General features: G+C 56.6%; 14 protein-coding genes. 7 read left to right on the forward strand and 7 right to left on the reverse strand.

The genetic code is table 11. The annotated features are described in order from the left end of the window. Positions 1 to 165 precede the first annotated feature (165 nt). Together VH413_18110 and VH413_18115 are read left to right on the forward strand one after the other, a co-directional pair. On the forward strand, positions 166 to 2,253 hold the full coding sequence (locus tag VH413_18110; protein ID HEX3800613.1) for a hypothetical protein: 2,088 nt from the start codon (positions 166 to 168) through the stop codon (positions 2,251 to 2,253). A gap of 218 nt (positions 2,254 to 2,471) precedes the next feature. Beyond that, entirely contained in the window at positions 2,472 to 4,001 is a 1,530-nt protein-coding gene (locus VH413_18115) for a hypothetical protein (protein ID HEX3800614.1), read from the forward strand. A gap of 2 nt (positions 4,002 to 4,003) precedes the next feature. On the opposite strand, the gene VH413_18120 is transcribed toward VH413_18115, so the two are convergent. From VH413_18120 to VH413_18150, 7 genes are all read right to left on the reverse strand, one after another. Then, positions 4,004 to 5,008, reverse strand: coding sequence for an ABC transporter permease (locus tag VH413_18120; protein HEX3800615.1), 1,005 nt, complete (start codon positions 5,006 to 5,008; stop codon positions 4,004 to 4,006). Continuing rightward, entirely contained in the window at positions 5,001 to 5,963 is a 963-nt protein-coding gene (locus VH413_18125; GenBank protein HEX3800616.1) for an ABC transporter permease, read from the reverse strand. The genes VH413_18120 and VH413_18125 overlap by 8 nt, the downstream gene beginning before the upstream one ends. A 1-nt stretch (position 5,964) precedes the next feature. Beyond that, positions 5,965 to 7,623: a peptide ABC transporter substrate-binding protein gene (locus VH413_18130; protein HEX3800617.1), complete on the reverse strand. Its 1,659-nt coding sequence runs from the start codon at positions 7,621 to 7,623 to the stop codon at positions 5,965 to 5,967. A gap of 6 nt (positions 7,624 to 7,629) precedes the next feature. Further along, positions 7,630 to 8,055, reverse strand: coding sequence for a preprotein translocase subunit SecG (gene secG, locus VH413_18135; GenBank protein HEX3800618.1), 426 nt, complete (start codon positions 8,053 to 8,055; stop codon positions 7,630 to 7,632). Positions 8,056 to 8,075: 20 nt separating this feature from the next. Continuing rightward, positions 8,076 to 8,840: a triose-phosphate isomerase gene (gene tpiA / locus VH413_18140; protein ID HEX3800619.1), complete on the reverse strand. Its 765-nt coding sequence runs from the start codon at positions 8,838 to 8,840 to the stop codon at positions 8,076 to 8,078. A gap of 23 nt (positions 8,841 to 8,863) precedes the next feature. Further along, positions 8,864 to 10,123 carry a phosphoglycerate kinase gene (locus tag VH413_18145; protein HEX3800620.1) on the reverse strand — a complete coding sequence of 420 codons (1,260 nt, stop codon included), beginning with the start codon at positions 10,121 to 10,123 and terminating at the stop codon, positions 8,864 to 8,866. A 108-nt stretch (positions 10,124 to 10,231) separates the two neighbouring features. Then, on the reverse strand, positions 10,232 to 11,209 hold the full coding sequence (locus VH413_18150) for a VTT domain-containing protein (GenBank protein ID HEX3800621.1): 978 nt from the start codon (positions 11,207 to 11,209) through the stop codon (positions 10,232 to 10,234). A gap of 137 nt (positions 11,210 to 11,346) precedes the next feature. Between VH413_18150 and VH413_18155 the strand changes: the two genes are divergently transcribed. The 5 genes from VH413_18155 to VH413_18175 all read left to right on the forward strand — a co-directional run bounded on the left by VH413_18155 (position 11,347) and on the right by VH413_18175 (position 17,953). After that, on the forward strand, positions 11,347 to 11,580 hold the full coding sequence (locus tag VH413_18155; GenBank protein HEX3800622.1) for an addiction module protein: 234 nt from the start codon (positions 11,347 to 11,349) through the stop codon (positions 11,578 to 11,580). Further along, positions 11,577 to 11,816, forward strand: coding sequence for a type II toxin-antitoxin system RelE/ParE family toxin (locus VH413_18160; GenBank protein ID HEX3800623.1), 240 nt, complete (start codon positions 11,577 to 11,579; stop codon positions 11,814 to 11,816). The genes VH413_18155 and VH413_18160 overlap by 4 nt, the downstream gene beginning before the upstream one ends. Before the next feature lie 87 nt (positions 11,817 to 11,903). After that, a complete protein-coding gene (locus VH413_18165; protein ID HEX3800624.1) occupies positions 11,904 to 12,233 on the forward strand; it encodes a 4a-hydroxytetrahydrobiopterin dehydratase in 330 nt (109 codons plus the stop codon). An 842-nt stretch (positions 12,234 to 13,075) separates the two neighbouring features. Further along, positions 13,076 to 13,234: a hypothetical protein gene (locus VH413_18170; protein ID HEX3800625.1), complete on the forward strand. Its 159-nt coding sequence runs from the start codon at positions 13,076 to 13,078 to the stop codon at positions 13,232 to 13,234. A 1,122-nt stretch (positions 13,235 to 14,356) separates the two neighbouring features. Then, a complete protein-coding gene (locus VH413_18175; protein HEX3800626.1) occupies positions 14,357 to 17,953 on the forward strand; it encodes a PVC-type heme-binding CxxCH protein in 3,597 nt (1,198 codons plus the stop codon). Positions 17,954 to 17,960: the final 7 nt, after the last annotated feature.

Raw genomic sequence — 17,960 nt, forward strand, 5'->3', positions numbered from 1 at the left:
GAATGTAAATCCCGCTGAATTCACTCATCACCTTGAAAATTTCAAACGGTAACGACGCTCTATGAGTCCCATTTCGCGACGGATTCGGCGGTCATAGATCGCCGCCACCGTTCACTTCCGAATTCGCCTTGACGGTTCTGTCTTGCGAATGGTCTGCTTTAAAACGTGGCAGCCAGCAGAAATCGTGAGCGCACCGAAGCCCTTCTTGTGGTGGCGGCTACCGGGTGCTTCGCCGTGTATCTTTGCCAGGGAATAGGTTCAGTGCTTCAAGGCTCGGATTATCTCCTGATGTGGAAACCGATTTGGTATTTCCTCAGGCACGCGCTGTTGGAAGGAACCGTTCCCCTTTGGAATCCTTACATTGACCTTGGACGCCCGTTTTTGGCGGACGTGCAAAACGCCATCTTCTACCCGCCCGTATATCTGGTTCTCCTGGGACAGCCGATGGGCGTGATCGCGCTGATCTGGTTGCATCTTGGCATCGCGGTTTTTGGGATGCGGCGATTGGGCGAAGTCCTGGGCGCAACTCGCGGGGCAAGTTATTTCATGGGCCTGTGTTTTGTTGGCTCGGGCGCATTGACCTCGCGCTGGGTGAACGGGCAAATACCTTATTGCTGGGGCTTATGCTATGTGCCGTGGTTGTTTTATTTTGCCGCACAAACCAACCGTCCGTGGAATTGGCGGAGAGTGGCCGGGCACGCGCTGGCACTGGCGTTGCAATTTTTATGCGGGAATCCGCAGGTGTTTTGGTTCTCGGCCATCGGCCAGGGGATTTTCATTTTCGGACAGTCGGTTAAATTGCCGATCCGGGAGGCCATGGCGGATTTGCGGCGCGGTTGGCTCCAATTCGGAGTGGCGATGGTGTGGTGCGTCGGATTGGTGTCGGCGGAATTGTTGCCGTTCATGGAATTGGTGAAGGAAGGCAATCGCAATGCGCCCTCGCGCGCGTATGCCAGCTTCATGAAATTGGAATGGATGAATTTCGGAAGCCTGTTTAGCCCGATCGGAATTTCAAACCGGTTCGCGGGCCAATACTGGGAGATGAATTTATTCGTCGGCGTGATTGTGGTTGTGCTCGGAATATGCGGACTGCGCCGAATTCGAGAGTCGGCCGTGCGCGGCTTGCTGGCGATGTTGGCAGTGAGCGTTTTGCTGGCAGTGGGAAACAGCACGCCGGCCTTTGAAATTTTTTACCGCTGGCTGCCCGGCTTCGCCAGCTTGCGCATCCATGCGCGCGAGGGATTTCTAATTTCCTTTGCCTTGATTTGCGCGGCGGGAATTTCGTTGAGCCGTCCGCATCCCCGGCTGCTGGCTTGGTGGAAACGCAACGGCTCAACACCCGTGCATTATCTGTTCGCAGCGCTGGTATTGTTGCAGACGCTGGACTTGTGGCGGGCCACGATGAAAATCAAAGGCACTTACACTTTCGGCGTCACGATGCATTACTCCCCGGACTTTGCTTATCAACGCCCGCTCGTGGAACAGTTGCAAGCGACGGGATTGATCGAGCCATTCCAACCGCCGCCACGCGTTTGTCTGCCGGCAAATTTCGCCCCGGCGAATAACGGGATGATGTACCGCTATAGTAATCTTGACGGTAATTTCTCCCTGTTCCTGCAACGCGATTGGGATTTTCTGCATCGAAGCCTCGGACTGAAGCCATCGCAATTTCTGAATACGGGCATCTCCACCCAGGTATATGATCACGGACCGTTTCCTTATCCCGACCTGGCGATCTCCGCTGGCTATGATCCCGCCACCGAGAAAATTGTCGTGACGACCAACCCCTCGCCGCGCGCATTCCTGGTTTACTCGGCGGAAGTGGTGTCAAACTACGACACGATCATGGCGCAACTTGCCGGGGGTCATAATATTCACGAAAGCGCACTGCTGGAAAAGCCGTTGCTCAATCCCCTGCCGCAGCATAGCAACCAAACTGCTGCGACGGCACCCATTCGCCGCTTCGAACTCAACTCGCTCCTGGTGGACGTGGACGCAAAGGCGGACGCGTTGCTGGTGCTGGCGGAAGCGTGGTATCCCGGCTGGCGCGCGGAGATTGACGGGCGCGTTTGCGATTGCGTGCCGGCAAATATCTGGATGCGGGCAGTGCCCGTCCCGGCCGGACGACATGAAGTGCGGGTATATTTTCACCAGGACTATCTGCTGCCGGGGTTGGTTATTTCAGGAATCAGCCTTGGCTTGCTGCTCGTGGTTGTGTCTATCCCCCTTTCCAAAAAATCCGCCAAATTATAATAGTCCGCCTGCGTCCCAAATGATTTAGTTACATCGTCGTCAAGGAGGTGGGGGTAATCGGAAACAGTAACCAAAGATTCTCCCCGCTGCGACTCTATGGCCGCCGGAACCCAACCATCCGGCGGTCATAGACTTTCACATTAAATCTTCTTCATCGAACGCTATGCGATTGACTTTCGCGGCTTTAGCGCAGTTAATAATACTGAAGATTATTATTCATGAATGTCGTAATTGCCCGCCGGGTTCTTTCCTTTTGTCTCGCATTGTTCTGCACCTGCGGCATAGCTGCCACCGCCTTCGCGCATGATGTTCGATTACGCATCGTCACTTATAACATTGAAGACGACATCAATGGCGCGACTGCGCCGCTGCCCGGGTTGATCACGCCGTTTGGCAGCACGAATGTTTTGCTCGGCGGCGTCCTTGAAGGCATCGGCGAAGAAACTCTCGGCACAGATAAACATGCACAACCGCTCGACATCATTGCTCTTGAAGAAACGACCAGCAATCCCGTCACAGTGCAGCCGATCGTGAATGGCCTGAATGCTTTTTATGGCACCAACCGTTATGCCTTAAGCACGTTTCAAGCGACGGAGAGTGGTGGCGACACCGCCGACGGCAATGGCCCCAATGCGATTGCCTATAACACCGCGACGGTTCAACTCGTGGCGTCGGTTCCTGTCAATCCCACGAGCGGTTCGCTCGGTTCGAGCAGCGGCGAGTATCGCCAGGTGATGCGTTACGAATTCGCCCCGGCGGGAGTTACTCCCGCAGCCTCGAACGTATTTTATATTTATGTGAGTCACTATAAGTCCGGCACGACGGCGTCCGACCTGACTTCGCGCGGCAAAGAGGCGGTGATCATTCGCAACGATGAAGCGGCCAGCCTGCCGGCCAACGCGCGTGTGGTGTATGTCGGAGATTACAATGTGACAACTTCGGGCGAAGCTTCCTATATCACGATCCTCGCGACAAATTCGCCCAGCGGCATCGCGCAAGGCGGCGGTTACGATTTTTCCAATCCCACCGGCAGCACCAATGTGAATTGGGGAACCAGCACCCTGCTCGCGTTGAAAACCGAATCCACCACCGACCTGCGTTACCGCGATGATTTTCAAATCATGACGAGCAATGTTTTCTTTGGAGTGCCGGGCGGGTTATCGCTGGTCACGAACACGTATCATGTGTTTGGCAATAATGGTTCCACGCCGTTCCAGGGAAACGTCAGCACTTCGGACTCGGCTTTGAACTCCAGCATTCCCGCGGGTTCGCCGATCACCGCGGCGACGCTTTATCACGATCTGACGAATGCCAGTGATCATTTGCCCGTGGTGGCGGATTATACGGTCACCGTGCCTGATCCAGCGCCTTATCAGGCATGGCAGTTGCAATATTTCGGCTGCACGAATTGTGCGCAGGCGCAGACGAATGCCGATGGCGACGGCACCGGGCAAAATAATTATTTCAAATTCGTCGCGGGGTTGAATCCGACCAACCCGGCGTCCGTGTTCACTTTTCAAATAACGCCCGGCACAAATTTATCTGCGGGAACCACGCTCGCTTTTGGCCCGGCGATGATTGGGCGCACTTACACGCCACAAGTCACCACAGATTTGGAAAGCGGCGTGTGGCAATCGTTGACGAATCTCGCGGTCACGCCGGTGACGAATAGTTCGCAGGTGAGTTTCACGGATACGAACACCGCCGCGCCGCAGCAGTTTTATCGCATCGGCATTTCGTTACAGTAAGCTTAGCGGTCGGCGCGCACATCCCACGCTTCGCGCAAGCCATCGCCGAGAAAATTCAGCGCGAGCAGCGACGACACCAAAGCCAGGCCGGGAAACACAAGCAGCCACCAATAGACGCGGATGATATTGATCTGTCCCGCGCCTTCGGCGATGAGCGAGCCCCAACTTGCCATCGGTTGCTGGATGCCCAAACCGAGATAGCTGAGAAAGGATTCGTAGAGGATGATCGCGGGCACGGTGAGCGTGAGATAAACGATCACGACACCAAAAACATTCGGCAGAATATGACGCGCCAGGATGTGCCGATGCCCCGCGCCCATCGTGCGACTCGCCTCGACAAACGCGCGTTGCCGCAAACTCAACACTTGCCCGCGAACAATGCGCGCCATGTTGAGCCATGAAACCGCGCCGAGTCCGATGAACAGAAAAAGCAAGCGCGTGAGATCCGACAGCGCGGGTGAATTGAAATAGTCTATGAGGTTTTTAACGCGCCCCTCCAGCGTCGTGATGAGCACAATCACAAAAATAATCGAGGGCAGCGAATACAACACGTCCACGATGCGCATCAGCACGTCGTCCCAGCGTCCGCCGAGGTAACCCGCGATCGCGCCCCACAACACGCCGATGATCAAGCTCACGCTCGCCCCGACCGCGCCCACCAGCAGCGACACCTGCGCGCCGTAAAGAATGCGGGACAATAAATCGCGCCCATGCACGTCCGTCCCGCACCAATGTTCCCAACTCGGCGGCACGAAGGATTCGTCGGATAAAGTATCGGGATCGTATTTCATCGCGAACGCTTTTCCTTTTGCCCCGCTCATCTGCGCCGTTTTCAAAACCAGCGGCCACGCGAGCACCACGATTATCAACGCCAGCAAAAACCACGCGCTGATCACCGCCGGGCGATGCCGCTTGAAGCGACGCCACGCCTTTTCGTTCAGGCTGAGATGCTTGACCGCCGGGCTTTGCGCGATTTCGGGCGCGGGTGTCGTGGCCGGCTCACTCATACTTCACCCTCCGGTCGAGCATCATGTAGGCGAGGTCCACGAGCAGGTTCAACGCAATCAACAAAACGGCATAAAGAATCACGAGCCCGACGACGACGGGATAATCGCGGTTGAGGGAGCCGTTCACGATTGGGGTGCCGAGGCCGGGAATTTGAAAAATATTTTCGATGACGAACGAGCCCGTCAACAGGTCCGCGAGCAGCGGGCCGGAATAAGACAGGACCGGCAAGATCGCGATGCGGACGCCGTGCTTGAGCAGCAGCGTGGTTTCGCTCATGCCTTTGGCGCGCGCGGCGGTGATGAATTCCGATTGCATCACGTTCAGCATGCCCTCGCGCATCAGGCGCGCGACGCGCCCCGCGAAATACAGCCCGAGCGCAATCATCGGCAACACCGCGTGCCACGGCGTTTCCCACAGCGCGACCGGGAACCAGCGGAAATGAATCGCGAACACCACGACGAGCACCGGCCCGATCACGAGCCCAGGAATGCACACGACGAGCACCGCAAAAAAACTTCCCGCATAATCGCCCCATTTGCCGCGCTGCACCGCGGTAAAAAATCCCAGCGGCAACCCGATGCCCAGCGCGAATCCAAAGGCCATGAACCCCAGCGACAGCGAAACCGGCAAGCCCTGGACGATGATGTCGTTGACGGTGTGATCGCGATAAATATACGAGGGTCCGAAATCGCCGCGGATCAATCCGCCCTCGAACCAGTGGATTTTTCCATTCGCCTCGCGGTCGTAACCGACGCCGAGGTAGCGCAGGTATTGTTTCCAGAACGGATCGTCCTGGTGATATTTACGTTTGATGTTGCGCTCGACATCGGGCGTGGCGGGTTTGCGGTCGCGGTCGAACGGCCCGCCCGGCGCGAGATGCAGCAACCCGAACGAGAGAAAGCTGATCACCAGCAACAACGGGATGGACATGAGCAGGCGTCGCAAAAAATACATGTCAATGTTTGGTTGGGGTGGCCGGCGTTTTCCAAATCGCGTTCAGCGGATGGTTGTCGAGCACGTTCTCGTAGATGCCGTGGATGATGTTCGTGTGGTAATAATTGAAACCCACGTAATAAAAAATCGGGATGACCGGGCCGTTTGTGAGGAGGATGCTTTCCGCCTCATACAAATACTTCTGCCGCTTCGCCGGGTCGTTTTCCTTGTCGGCGGAGCGGATCAAATCGTCGTAATGCGGATCGCCCCAGCCGGTGCGGTTGTTGCCGCCGTCGGTCATAAACAAATTGAGAAAGGTGTCGGGGTCGTTGTAATCGCCGATCCAACTATCGCGGCTCGTATCATAGTCGAGTTTGTTTTCGTCGGAGAGATAGACTTTCCATTCCACCTGCCGCAATTCCATGTCAATGCCCAGTGTGTCACGCCACATCTGTTGCAGTTCCACCGCGATCTTCGCGTGGATCAGCGATGCGCCGCCGGCGGAAGCGTTGAACATATAAGTGAAACGCGGAAAACCTTTGCCGCCCGGATAACCCGCCTCGGCGAGGAGCTTGCGCGCCTTGTCGGGATCGTAACCCAAGCCTTCCGGCGCGTGATAATGACCAATGCCCGGCGGCGTGAAATGCGTGGCGGGCACTTCGCCCGCGCGCGTGATTTTTTTGGTGATGCGCTCGCGGTCAATCGCGTAGCCGAGCGCCTGCCGCACCCGCACGTCGTTGAACGGTTTCCGCGTCGTGTTGCAGCGGATGAAATAAGTCCCGAGAATCGTGTAGCTGTGAAAGTCGGGGCGCTTCATCAGCACGTCGAGCAATTCCGTCGGCACGAGGTCCTTGTCCCACACCAGGTCCACACCGCCGGTTTCGTAAAGATTCAACGCTGTGATCGGCGAACCCAGCGGCAGAAAATCCGCCACCTCGATCCGGGTGTTCGCAGCGTCCCAGTAACGCGGATTTTTCCGCAAGCGGATCCGGTCGTTGAGGTGCCAGAACATCATTTCGTAAGGACCGCTTGAAGGCAGCGGCTTGGCCATGATCCATTTGTCACCGTACTTTTCAATCGTCTGCCGCGGCACGACTTCGAGAGTGGGAAAGGCGCACAGATCGAGAAAAAACGCGGTGGGATTGGTGAGTTCCACCCGCACCGTGTAGGGATCAATCGCATGTACGCCGACCAGGTTCGGGTCTTTGATTTTGCCCGAGTTAAAATCCTCGGCGTTCTTGAGGTAGAAAAGTTGTCCGGCGTATTCGCTGGCGGTTTCCGGTTTCAACGCGCGAATCCACGAATAGACGACGTCTGCCGAGGTGATAGGTTCGCCGGTGGACCAGACGAGATTTGTACGGAGATGGAATGTGTAGATGCGGCCGTCCGGTGAAATTTCCCAATGCGAAGCGAGTCCCGGGTCGGGCAGCGCGGTCTTGGGATTCACGCGCGTCAAACCCTCGAACAGCCCGGAAACAATTCTTCCCTCGGAGACGCCCAACACCAGCGCGGGGTCGAGCGTTTCGGGTTCGATGCCGTTGACAATGACGATGTCCGCGCGCGGTTCACGCCGGACGCAATCCGTGAAGAGCAGGCTGAAGCCGCAAACCAACAGCGCGGCAGCCTTCGGTATGCGACGAAACCTCCTCCGTGGCAGAGGCGGGTTCGTCGGCAAATTCATCCGTGATTATTTGGCCGGGTGATTGGTTGGCGCGGCGCCGTTGGTGGAAATCATCAGCGGCATCGCTGGGGCGGCGCTGCTCGCGGGTGCGGGCGCCGGAGTCGAGGACGGCGCCGGAGCAGTCGTTGAAACCGGCGGCAGGGCCGATTGTTTTTCGAGCGAGCGCTTGAGGGCGTCCGCACTCGAATGGCTCGCGTGCGTGTTCAAGACCGAAAGCACGAACACCAATACAAAAAATGCGGCCGAAGCGTATTTGGTGAGACTGGTCAGCGCCGTGCCGGAACCCGCGCCGAACAGCGCGTCCGTGGTGCCGCCGCCGAATGCCACCCCCGCGCCGGCTTCCTTCTTGGGCAGTTGAATCAGGATCAGCAGTCCGAGGAACACACAATCCACCAGCAACAATAATGTAAATAGCACAGTCAAAATAGTCATAGCTTTGAGTCAGTTAACGGTTAAATCGAATTCTTGATAATATCAGCAAAACTGCGGGCTTCAAGCGAAGCGCCGCCGACCAGCGCGCCGTCCACGTCGGGCAGGCTCATCAGTTCACGCGCATTCGCGGGTTTGACGCTGCCACCATATTGGATGCGCACGCGGCGGGCGACAGTTTCATCAAAAATACTCGCAAGCAGCTTGCGAATGAATTGATGTTCCTTCTGCGCCTGCGCGGGCGTGGCCGTGTGGCCGGTGCCGATGGCCCAAACCGGTTCGTAGGCCACGATGGTTTCCTCCATCTGCGCCTTGGAAAGACCGGCGAGGCTGCCGCGCACCTGCGTTTCCAAAACTTCCTCGGTCTGGTTCGCCTCGCGTTCCGCCTGAGTTTCACCGACGCATACGATGGGCTTGATGGAAGCCGCGTGGGCCGCATGCGTTTTCTTACAAATGAAATCGTCCTTCTCGCCAAGAATATGGCGGCGTTCGGAATGGCCAAGGATCACATAGCGGACGGAAAATTCCTTCAACATCCCCGCGGCGATTTCGCCGGTGAATGCGCCGGAGTTGTGCTCGTTCATGTTCTGCGCGCCGAGGCGCAGATTGGAATTGAGCACCACCTTGGAAACTTCGCTGAGCGCGGTGAATGGCGGGCAGATCACGATGTCCGCTTCCTTAACGCTGCCGGTTTCCAGCTTGAGATCGCGCACGAACGACAGCGCCTCGGCCACGGTCTTGTGCATCTTCCAGTTGCCGGCGATGATGAGTTTGCGTTCCTTATCCATATTGGTCTTTCAGAAAATATCGGCTATTTTTTATCGGTCAACGCCGCGACGCCCGGCAATACTTTGCCTTCCAAAAATTCCAGGCTCGCGCCGCCGCCGGTGCTCATGAAAGTCACCTTGTCGCCGAGCTTGGCTACATTGAGCGCCTTCACGCTGTCGCCGCCGCCGATGATGCTCTTGGCGCCGTGTTTCTGCGTGGCTTCCACCACCGCACGCGCCACCGCGAACGTGCCCTCGGCAAAACGCGGGTCTTCGAAAATTCCCATCGGGCCGTTCCACAAAATCGTTTTCGCGCCGTGAATCACGTCGGCAAACGTCTTCGCGGTGTCGGGGCCGATGTCCACGCCTTCTTCGTTATCAGGAATATCTTTGTCCTTGTTCACGCGCGGATTCGTCAAGTCAATGACTGGCTTGCCTTTTTTGTTCAGCTTGTCGGTCTTCACCGGTGTGGCGACGATATTGTCCGTCGGCAAAAGGAATTTCACATTGCGCGCCTTGGCTTTTTCCAACGCGGACTTGGCGATGTCCGTCTTGTCCGGTTCGCAAAGCGATTTGCCGATCTTCGCACCGAGCGCGAGGCGGAAAGTGTAAGTCATCGCGCCGCCGATCAAAATGGCGTCGGCCTTTTCGAGCAATCGGTCAATGACGTTGATCTTGTCAGAGACTTTTGCGCCGCCGAGGATGACCACGAATGGCCGCGCGGGTTTTTCCAATTCATCGCCCAAAAATTTTAATTCGCGTTCCATCAGCAGGCCGGCAGCGCATTGGCCGCCGTTTTTCGCGATGACGCGGGCGACGCCTTCCGTCGAGGCATGCGCGCGATGAGCGGCGCCGAAAGCGTCGTTTACATAAACGTCCGCGAGTTTGGCGAGCTTGGCGGCGAAGACGGGATCGTTGGCCTCCTCTTCGTTGTAATAACGGACATTCTCCAGCAGGAGCACGTCGCCGGGCTTCATCGCGCCGATGGTGTTCTCCACTTTTTCGCCAACACAATCATCCACGAAAGCGACATTGCAATGCAGCATGTCCGCGAGCTTCGCGGCCACGGGACGCAGGGACATGGAAGGTTCGCGCTGGCCTTTGGGCCGCCCAAGATGCGCCGCGAGAATCACTTTGGCGCCTTGTTTGATAAGCAATTCGAGCGTGGGCAGGGTTTCCTTGATGCGCGTGGTGTCGTTGATGACCATTTGGCCGTCCTTTTCTTCCATCGGAACATTGTAGTCCACGCGGACGAGGACGCGCTTGCCCTGCACATTCAAATCTTTAACGGTCAATTTTGCCATAATCAAATAGGGGCGAGAGGATACCTCACCGCAAGAGTGAGTCAAAGCGAATTTCGGCCTAATTTATTCGCGGGCAAAGGCGAATCGCCGCGTTGAGTGATCGCCAAATCAGATCGCGGGATCAAAATTCATCGGAACCATCTCAAAACCTTTTGACCGCCAGCCGTTTAAACCACCAACCAAGGGGCGCACCTGCTTCGCGCCTTTTTCCCGCAAAAACTCCGCCACGCTGCCCGCCGTCTGTTCCGCCGGGCAGTCGCAAAACACCACGATTGTCTTGTCCAGCGGCAATTCGCTGAAGTGATTCTCGATCGTGTCGTGAGGAATCCAGCGCGAGTGCGGGAGCGTGATAGGATTCGCCCGCGCGTCCAGTTCATCCCGCACATCCACCACCACCACACTTTCGCCGGCGTCCTGCATCCGCTTCAATTCCTCCACGCTGATGCTCGCCTGCAAACTTTCCTTCAACGCCTTCAAATAACGCTTCCGCTGGATGAAATTCCAGATCAACACCCCCACCACCAGAAACCCGCACACCCACGGAATGTAAGCCTCAATCGAATGCGCCTGCATCTGCAACCGCTTAAAACTCTCGCTCAAATACGCACCCGCCGCCAGCGGCAAAGTCGCCCAGAACAACGCCCCTACCGCATCATAAGCCACGAATTCGCCGTAACGCACATTCGACATCCCAGCCAGCGGTGGCGCGAGCGTATTCAACCCCGGCACGAATTTTGAAAACAACAATGTCCGCGTCCCATACCGCGAGAAAAACGATTTCGTTTTGCTCACGCACGTATCCGGCCGCCACGACAAACGGCACATCAGGTTCAGCACTTTTCCCCCGCGCGAAAGCCCGATCACATACCAAATCGAATCCGCCAGCACCGATGCCCCAATCGCAATCGCCAGGCAAAGCGCGAAATTCATCTCACCCGAAACCGACAACGCCCCCGCCGCCAGCAACGCCGGAAACGCCGGAATCGGCACCCCGATCTGCTCCAGGAACACACAACCCGCCACTCCCAGATACCCAAAATCCCACCACGCATGCGGCGTCGGATTCAAAATGGTTGCGATCATCATCAAAGGATTCTTTCCAAGCCGCCACGGAGAAGGTTAGCCGGTCAGCCTCGACCATAATGCCGCAGGCTCGCCGGGAATGCAAATTGGATGTAAACAGATTCTTGCATTTCACCCTTATGGGATAGTATTGTTCCAACATGAGTCTTTCCGTTGAAATGCTCGCCAAAGAGGCCCTCGATTTGCCCACCAGCGGACGCGCGCTCTTGGTCGAAAAACTTCTCGCCAGTCTCGCCGGCAAAGTGGATCCCTCCATCGAACAGGCTCATTTAAATGAAATCCGCGACCGACGCGCTGCCGTACAATCCGGCAAAGCAAAACTGATTGATGGAACTGAAGCGCTCAAGCAGACTCGCGCCGCCCTCAAAAAATGAAGCATCGCTTCGTTGACGAAGCTCTCGCCGAATTCATCGCCGCCGCCCGATACTACAACCATCAAGTACCAGGTTTAGGCGACGCCTTCGCCGACGAAGTTGAAGCCGGCATCGAAGTCATTCTCGGCAATCCCTCTCTCTGGCGCGTTATCGAAGACGATGTCCGCCGCTACCTCATCAAGCGCTTCCCTTACGGCATTTATTACACGCTGGAAAACGATATCATCGTGATTTAGGCGGTGAAACATCTCCATCGCAACCCAGACTACTGGCAACCTCGTCTCGACCATTGACTCCGCCCCATTCCAGATTCATGGTAACACATGGATACACTCGCCAACAAACCCTGCATCCCCGCCAAGGGCCCCGTCCCACCGCTGTCCCGTTCCGAAATCAAAAAACTCTCCCACCAACTCGGCGCCGCCTGGAAAATCATCAAGGGCCACCACCTCGAACGCGAATACAAATTCAAAGACTTCAAGCAAGCCCTCGCCTTCACCGTCAAAGTTGGCAAGCTCGCCGAGAAAGTCCAGCACCACCCGGATTTCTACCTCGCCTGGGGCAAAGTCAAACTCACCCTCTGGGACCATCAAAGCGATGGCCTCACCGTCTGCGATTTTATTTTCGCCGCCAAGGTCAACCACCTGCGTTAATCGCGCGCATTCCCCCACAATCGCGCGCATGGACACGCCTCAGTAGCATTTTGCTACCACGCGGCAAGTGTTTCTCGCAACCCGACGCATTGATGGCTATTAGCCGACCAGTCGAAACCCTCCCAGCGCGACGATTCCCCGTAACACCGAACCCTTCCCCTTTTTGCCTCTTGAAAGAACGCCAGAAATACGCGCCCTCAACTAATTCTTCCGCCACAACGCCCAATGCCCTGAACCCGGCCCATCTTGACACCGTCCCGAGATCAAGCCCGGCCAACCCGACCCAAGTCCCGCAGAGACAACTGATATCCTGGCGCAAGGTAGGGCTGCGCTGCCGCGCAGCCGTCCCAAGTCCCGCAGGGACGACAGACCTTAGCCCAGCAATTCATTGCTGGGTCTTCCTTCACTTCTAATTCAAGTCCCGCCAGCAACGGGACGAAAGAATTTGATGAAAATGAAAGTGCCCGCGTAACCGAAATAAATCACCCGAATTTTTGCCATGTGCGCGTTCTTAAAATCGCGCCCAACCGTCCAAGTGGAGGCGACGATCATCTCTTTCCCCGGGGAACGCACACGTCCCGCGTGCAGTGACCGGCGTCTCGCCGACCACATCTATCCTCTATTCTAAAGAACAATATTCAAAGCCATCACGCGTTCTCGATTCGACTTATCCCGCACCATTGAGAAAAAGTTTACGGAACGCAGCACTGGGCGTAGCTTCCGAGAAATTCCAATTTTGACTTCGGTCGAGAAAAGAGTCCCTCCTCACTTGTCTGAGGTCCGATCCGTCTGAATGCGCCTGATGCAAAGCCAGGATAACAACAACACTAAATCAACGGTCCATGGCAACCATCCCCGCCAACGAACCCACCTCCGCACCCATCACCACCACCAAGAGTGAGCCCACCCTGACAACCACCGCCGCCCATCAATCCACCTTGCCCTTCCCCTCCGATCCTGCTCCCGTGACACCCATCACCACCGGCAAAAGCCGCGTTTGAAAAAAGAAAAAGTGTAAATGACACCGCTATAATCGAAGCGAACTTAGCAAAATTCATTTTCATCAGCCAATTTCGTTCCCTTGCGCGATTTGTCAATCACCCGACGCTCGAATGCACGTAGAAGCGTAGATAAATTGTCAATTCCTATGAAAATAGCCGCGCGAAGGCTATGATTTGGGTTACCCTCGGCAGCAGGCTTTCGAATAAAATCCGAGCCATCGTCATTTTTCGATTTGGATGACGGTTGACACCCTCCTCATCTTCAAACTGATTAAATTTAAAAAGCCGAAGGACACAGAAGCGCCCAAAAATTTGCAATTTTATTTGTTTTGATTTAGAGTCGAAACAGCTTTCATGACCATACGTGGCTGTGTTAAGCGGCCGATTGCGAAACGGTGTAGTACAATTTCGGATTTAGAGTGTTAAGTTTTGTTCTCGTGGGGCGGATAGATGAGTTGTTCATAACTGACGTTATCAACTGCTTGTGGAAATCTGAGCGCAGCCCCACCGCGCAGGTTTCCCCATTAGAAAGCAGTCGCGAATGTCAGATTTCAACACAACATTGGTGCTCATCATCGTGATGATGATCGTGGGCAAAGATTGGACGGTTAAGGAGGGCAAAGGCCCAAAGGCAAAATCTTCATCTTTGCTTTCGGTCTTGGCGCATCTGCTAAAAAAACTTCACTGAGAAATAAATCCTTGAACTGATTTTATCTTTCCAGTGTGCTACTTTTTGCCTTGTAAGCAATCAATTCCAAATCATCCTCAGATATTGATGGGATGCGTTCACCGGTTATAGAATTAAATCGCGGTCTTTTTGAAAAACCTCGAATAGGGGAAGGCCGATTCTATTATGAATCCGAGTTTTATGATGATAACGCGTGCAAGGTGAAAAAGTCAGAATCTTTTCTTTTGTGGGCTAAGTGCGTGTTTGCGGCGGTAAAAAAACACTGAAACGAGATGCGCTGAGGGATGCCTTTGTAGGGCCGGATGCCTTCTCTACAGCGACCGATGAAGCAGGAGTTTTTTTGAAAATAAACTCGACGTGCCAAAAATTAAACCGTTGATGTATAACAGTTCGCGGATGCAGCCAACCCTTATGAAACCAGCTCTAATATCTGGATGAGCAACATGATCAATCTCCGCCGCCGTTCGCAGTTAGTAACTCATTTCATTCTCGCCCTAACCCTCACCGCCGCCACCGCGGCCGCTCTCGCCGCACCCGCCGCCAAAGGGACGAAAAATTCCTTCGCCGACATCGTGCGCAAGACCGAGCCGCTCACCCCCGCGCAGGAACAAAAAGCCTTTCATCTGCCACCCGGTTTTGAAATCCAACTCGTCGCCGCCGAACCCGACATCGGCAAACCCATCAATATGGCCTTCGATGCCCAGGGCCGCCTTTGGATCACCCAATCTCGCGAATATCCCTTTCCCGCCCCCGCCGGCCAGCCCGCGCGCGACATGATAAAAATCTTGTCCGACTTCGATCCCCAAGGCCACGCCGCGAAAATCACCACCTTTGCCCAGGGCCTGAATATTCCCATCGGCATTTACCCCTACAAAGACGGCGCGATCGGCTACAGCATCCCCTTCCTTTACCGTTTCACCGACACCAATCACGACGGCCACGCCGACACGAAGGAACCCTTTCTTGGCCGCTTCGGCTTCGAGAAAGACACTCACGGCATGACCAGTTCCTTCCGGCGCGGCTTCGACGGCTGGCTCTACGCCAATCACGGTTACAACAACGATTCCGTCCTCACCGCCAAAGACGGCAGCAGCATCAAACTCAATTCCGGCAACACCTACCGCGTCAAAATAGACGGTTCCCACATCGAGCAATTTGCCTGGGGCCGCGTCAACCCCTTCGGCCTCATCTTCGATCCCCTCGGCAACCTCTACTCCGCCGATTGCGAAACCCTGCCCATCTATGAAATTTTGCGCGGCGGTTATTATCCCAGTTTCGGCAAACCCGACGACGGCCTCGGCTTTGCCCCGCCGATGATAGATCACAAACACGGCTCGACCGCCATCGCCGGAATCGTTTATTACGCCGCCACCAATTTCCCGCCCGACTTTCGCGAAAATATGTTCGTCGGCAACGTCATGACCTGCCGCATTGATCGCGATTCCCTAGAAATGCGCGGTTCCTCGCCGTGGGCGATCCAGCAGCCGGATTTTCTCGTCAGCGACGATCCCTGGTTTCGCCCGGTGGATTTGCAAGTCGGCCCCGACGGCACGATGTACGTCGCCGATTTTTACAATCGCATCATCGGCCATTACGAAGTGCCGCTCGATCATCCCGGTCGCGACCGCGAGCGCGGCCGCATCTGGCGCATCGTCTATCGCGGCACCAATGCCACCAGTGAAGCCCCCGCCCCCGCGCACTTCGATATTTCCCGCGCGCCCGGCAAAACTTTGATCCGCGAACTCGGCAACCCGAACCTCACCATCCGCATGCTCGCGATGAGTGAATTGACCGACCGCATCGGCCCCGCCGCCATCGCGCCCGTCACGCGAATCATGCGCCCATCAAACACCAACGTGTTCCAAAAAATTCACGGCCTTTGGGTGCTCTACCGGTTGAACGCGCTCGATCCAAAAATCCTCGCGTCCGCGGCGCAAGACAAAGACGCACGCCTGCGCGTCCACGCCACCCGCGTCCTGGCAGAATTGCCCGCGCTCAACGAAAGTTCATCCACCCGATCATTGCCCAGCCAGCGTTCGCTCGTGCTCGCGGCGTTGCAAGATCCCGACGCACTCGTGAAGCGCACCGCCGCCGACGCCCTCGGCCGCCACCCGGATTTCAACAACCTTCGCCCGCTGCTCGACGCCCGCGAAACCGTCCCCGCCGACGACACCCATTTGCTCTACGTCCTGCGCATGTCCTTGCGCAATCAGTTGCTCGCCACCAACATTTTCTCGCGCCTCCCGCTCGCGCAATGGAGCGATGCCGACGAGCAAGCCATCGTGGACGTCTGCCTCGGCGTGCCCTCGTCCGAATCCGCGAATTTCCTGTTGCGCCACCTGCAAAATCACGAAGAGAGCCGCGCGCGCTCCGCCGATTTCCTCCGCCACATCGCGCGTTATCTGCCGCCCGATCAAATCAGTCATCTCGTCGAATTCACCCGCAAAAAATTTGCCGGCGACGCGGATTTTCAAATGGCTTTGTTTCGCTCCGTGCAAAAAGGAACCGCCCAACGCGGCGACGAATCCGGCCCGGCGCAACTCGCCGATTGGGGCGGCGATATCGCCAAACAACTCGACAGCGAATTAAAATCACAACCCGAAACCTGGCACAATTCCCCGGTTGACGGCCTCCCCAACCGCGCGAATCCCTGGTCCCTCCAAATGCGCAAATCCGCCGACGGCGATCCCGCTTCGCTATTCATCAGTAGTCTCCCCAGCGGCGAAAAACTCACCGGCAAATTTCGCTCGCCGGATTTTACCGCGCCCGAACAACTCACCTTTTTCATGGCCGGTCACGACGGCCCGCCCGGCAAACCGCCGCAGAAAAAAAACGCCGTGCGCTTGCGCGCCGTTGACACCGGTGAAGTGCTCGCCGAGAGCGCCCCTCCGCGCAATGACGTCGCTCAAAAATTCACCTGGGACTTGCACGCTGCGTCCGGAAAAAAAGTGTACGTGGAAATTGTGGATGCCGACGAGGGAACCGCCTACGCCTGGCTCGCCGTGGGCCGCTTCGATCCCCCCGCAGTCGAATTGCCCGCCGCCGATCCGCTCATCATCGCCCAACGCCAGCAATCCGTCGCCGAACTGGCCAAAACCTTCAAGCTCGCCGCGTTCGAAACCGAATTGGCGCAATGGGTAACCGACGACACTACTTCCCCTGAAACCCGCAGCCAGTCGGCAATGGCCTTGATGGCGATCAATCCCGACGCCCACGCCGCGCTGCTCGGCCGCCTCGCCGCCGATCCCGCCGGCCCTGCCGAACTGCGCGAAAGCATGGCGCACGCGCTGGCATCCGCAAATTCAGAAGCCGCGCGCGCCGCATTGATCGAGGCCTTGCGCACCGCCCCCGACCGCTTGCAGGTAAAGATGGCGCTGGCCCTCGCCACCGGCGCCGACGGCGCGGAGACGCTTTTGAAATTAGCCGAGACCGGAAAAATTTCCCCGCGCGTTCTCCAGGATCGCGGCATCAGCGAACGTCTGAAAGCCACCGCACCCGCCAACTACGAAAACCGCGTGGAAGCCCTGACAAAAAATTTGCCGCCCGCCGACGCCCAGCGCCAGAAGCTGCTCGACCAGCGTCGCGCGCAATTCGATCTCGCCAAAGCCGACGCCGCCAAAGGCGCAAAAGTATTTGAGCAGAATTGCATGGTATGTCATTCGATGGACAATCGCGGCGGAGCCGTCGGGCCGCACCTCGACGGCGTCGGCAATCGCGGCTTGGAGCGCTTGATCGAAGACGTGCTCGACCCCAGCCGCAACGTGGATCCCTCGTTCCGCTACAGCACCGTGACCTTGAAAAACGGCGACGTCTTTGCCGGCCTGCAACGGCGCGAAGAAGGCGCCGTCGTCGTCTTCGTGGATGCCACCGGCAAGGAAACTTCCATCGCCAAATCCGACATGCAAAGCCGCGTTGAATCCATGTCATCCCTCATGCCCGACAATTTTTCCGACGCCCTTCCCATCGCCGATTTCAATAACCTCATGGCCTTCCTCCTGTCCAAAGGCAATTCCCCAACCGCGAAGAAATAAGCCGGCC

The organism is Verrucomicrobiia bacterium (assembly GCA_036268055.1).
Taxonomy (GTDB): domain Bacteria; phylum Verrucomicrobiota; class Verrucomicrobiia; order Limisphaerales; family Pedosphaeraceae; genus DATAUW01.

Bases quoted from the DNA above. Each gene is read 5' to 3' on its own strand.
- VH413_18170 (HEX3800625.1), top strand. From the start codon at position 13,076: ATGGCAACCATCCCCGCCAACGAACCCACCTCCGCACCCATCACCACC.
- VH413_18115 (HEX3800614.1), top strand. From the start codon at position 2,472: ATGAATGTCGTAATTGCCCGCCGGGTTCTTTCCTTTTGTCTCGCATTG.
- VH413_18155 (HEX3800622.1), top strand. From the start codon at position 11,347: ATGAGTCTTTCCGTTGAAATGCTCGCCAAAGAGGCCCTCGATTTGCCC.
- VH413_18145 (HEX3800620.1), bottom strand. From the start codon at position 10,123: ATGGCAAAATTGACCGTTAAAGATTTGAATGTGCAGGGCAAGCGCGTC.
- VH413_18165 (HEX3800624.1), top strand. From the start codon at position 11,904: ATGGATACACTCGCCAACAAACCCTGCATCCCCGCCAAGGGCCCCGTC.
- VH413_18130 (HEX3800617.1), bottom strand. From the start codon at position 7,623: ATGAATTTGCCGACGAACCCGCCTCTGCCACGGAGGAGGTTTCGTCGC.
- tpiA (HEX3800619.1), bottom strand. From the start codon at position 8,840: ATGGATAAGGAACGCAAACTCATCATCGCCGGCAACTGGAAGATGCAC.
- VH413_18160 (HEX3800623.1), top strand. From the start codon at position 11,577: ATGAAGCATCGCTTCGTTGACGAAGCTCTCGCCGAATTCATCGCCGCC.
- VH413_18120 (HEX3800615.1), bottom strand. From the start codon at position 5,008: ATGAGTGAGCCGGCCACGACACCCGCGCCCGAAATCGCGCAAAGCCCG.
- VH413_18150 (HEX3800621.1), bottom strand. From the start codon at position 11,209: ATGATGATCGCAACCATTTTGAATCCGACGCCGCATGCGTGGTGGGAT.
- secG (HEX3800618.1), bottom strand. From the start codon at position 8,055: ATGACTATTTTGACTGTGCTATTTACATTATTGTTGCTGGTGGATTGT.
- VH413_18125 (HEX3800616.1), bottom strand. From the start codon at position 5,963: ATGTATTTTTTGCGACGCCTGCTCATGTCCATCCCGTTGTTGCTGGTG.
- VH413_18175 (HEX3800626.1), top strand. From the start codon at position 14,357: ATGAGCAACATGATCAATCTCCGCCGCCGTTCGCAGTTAGTAACTCAT.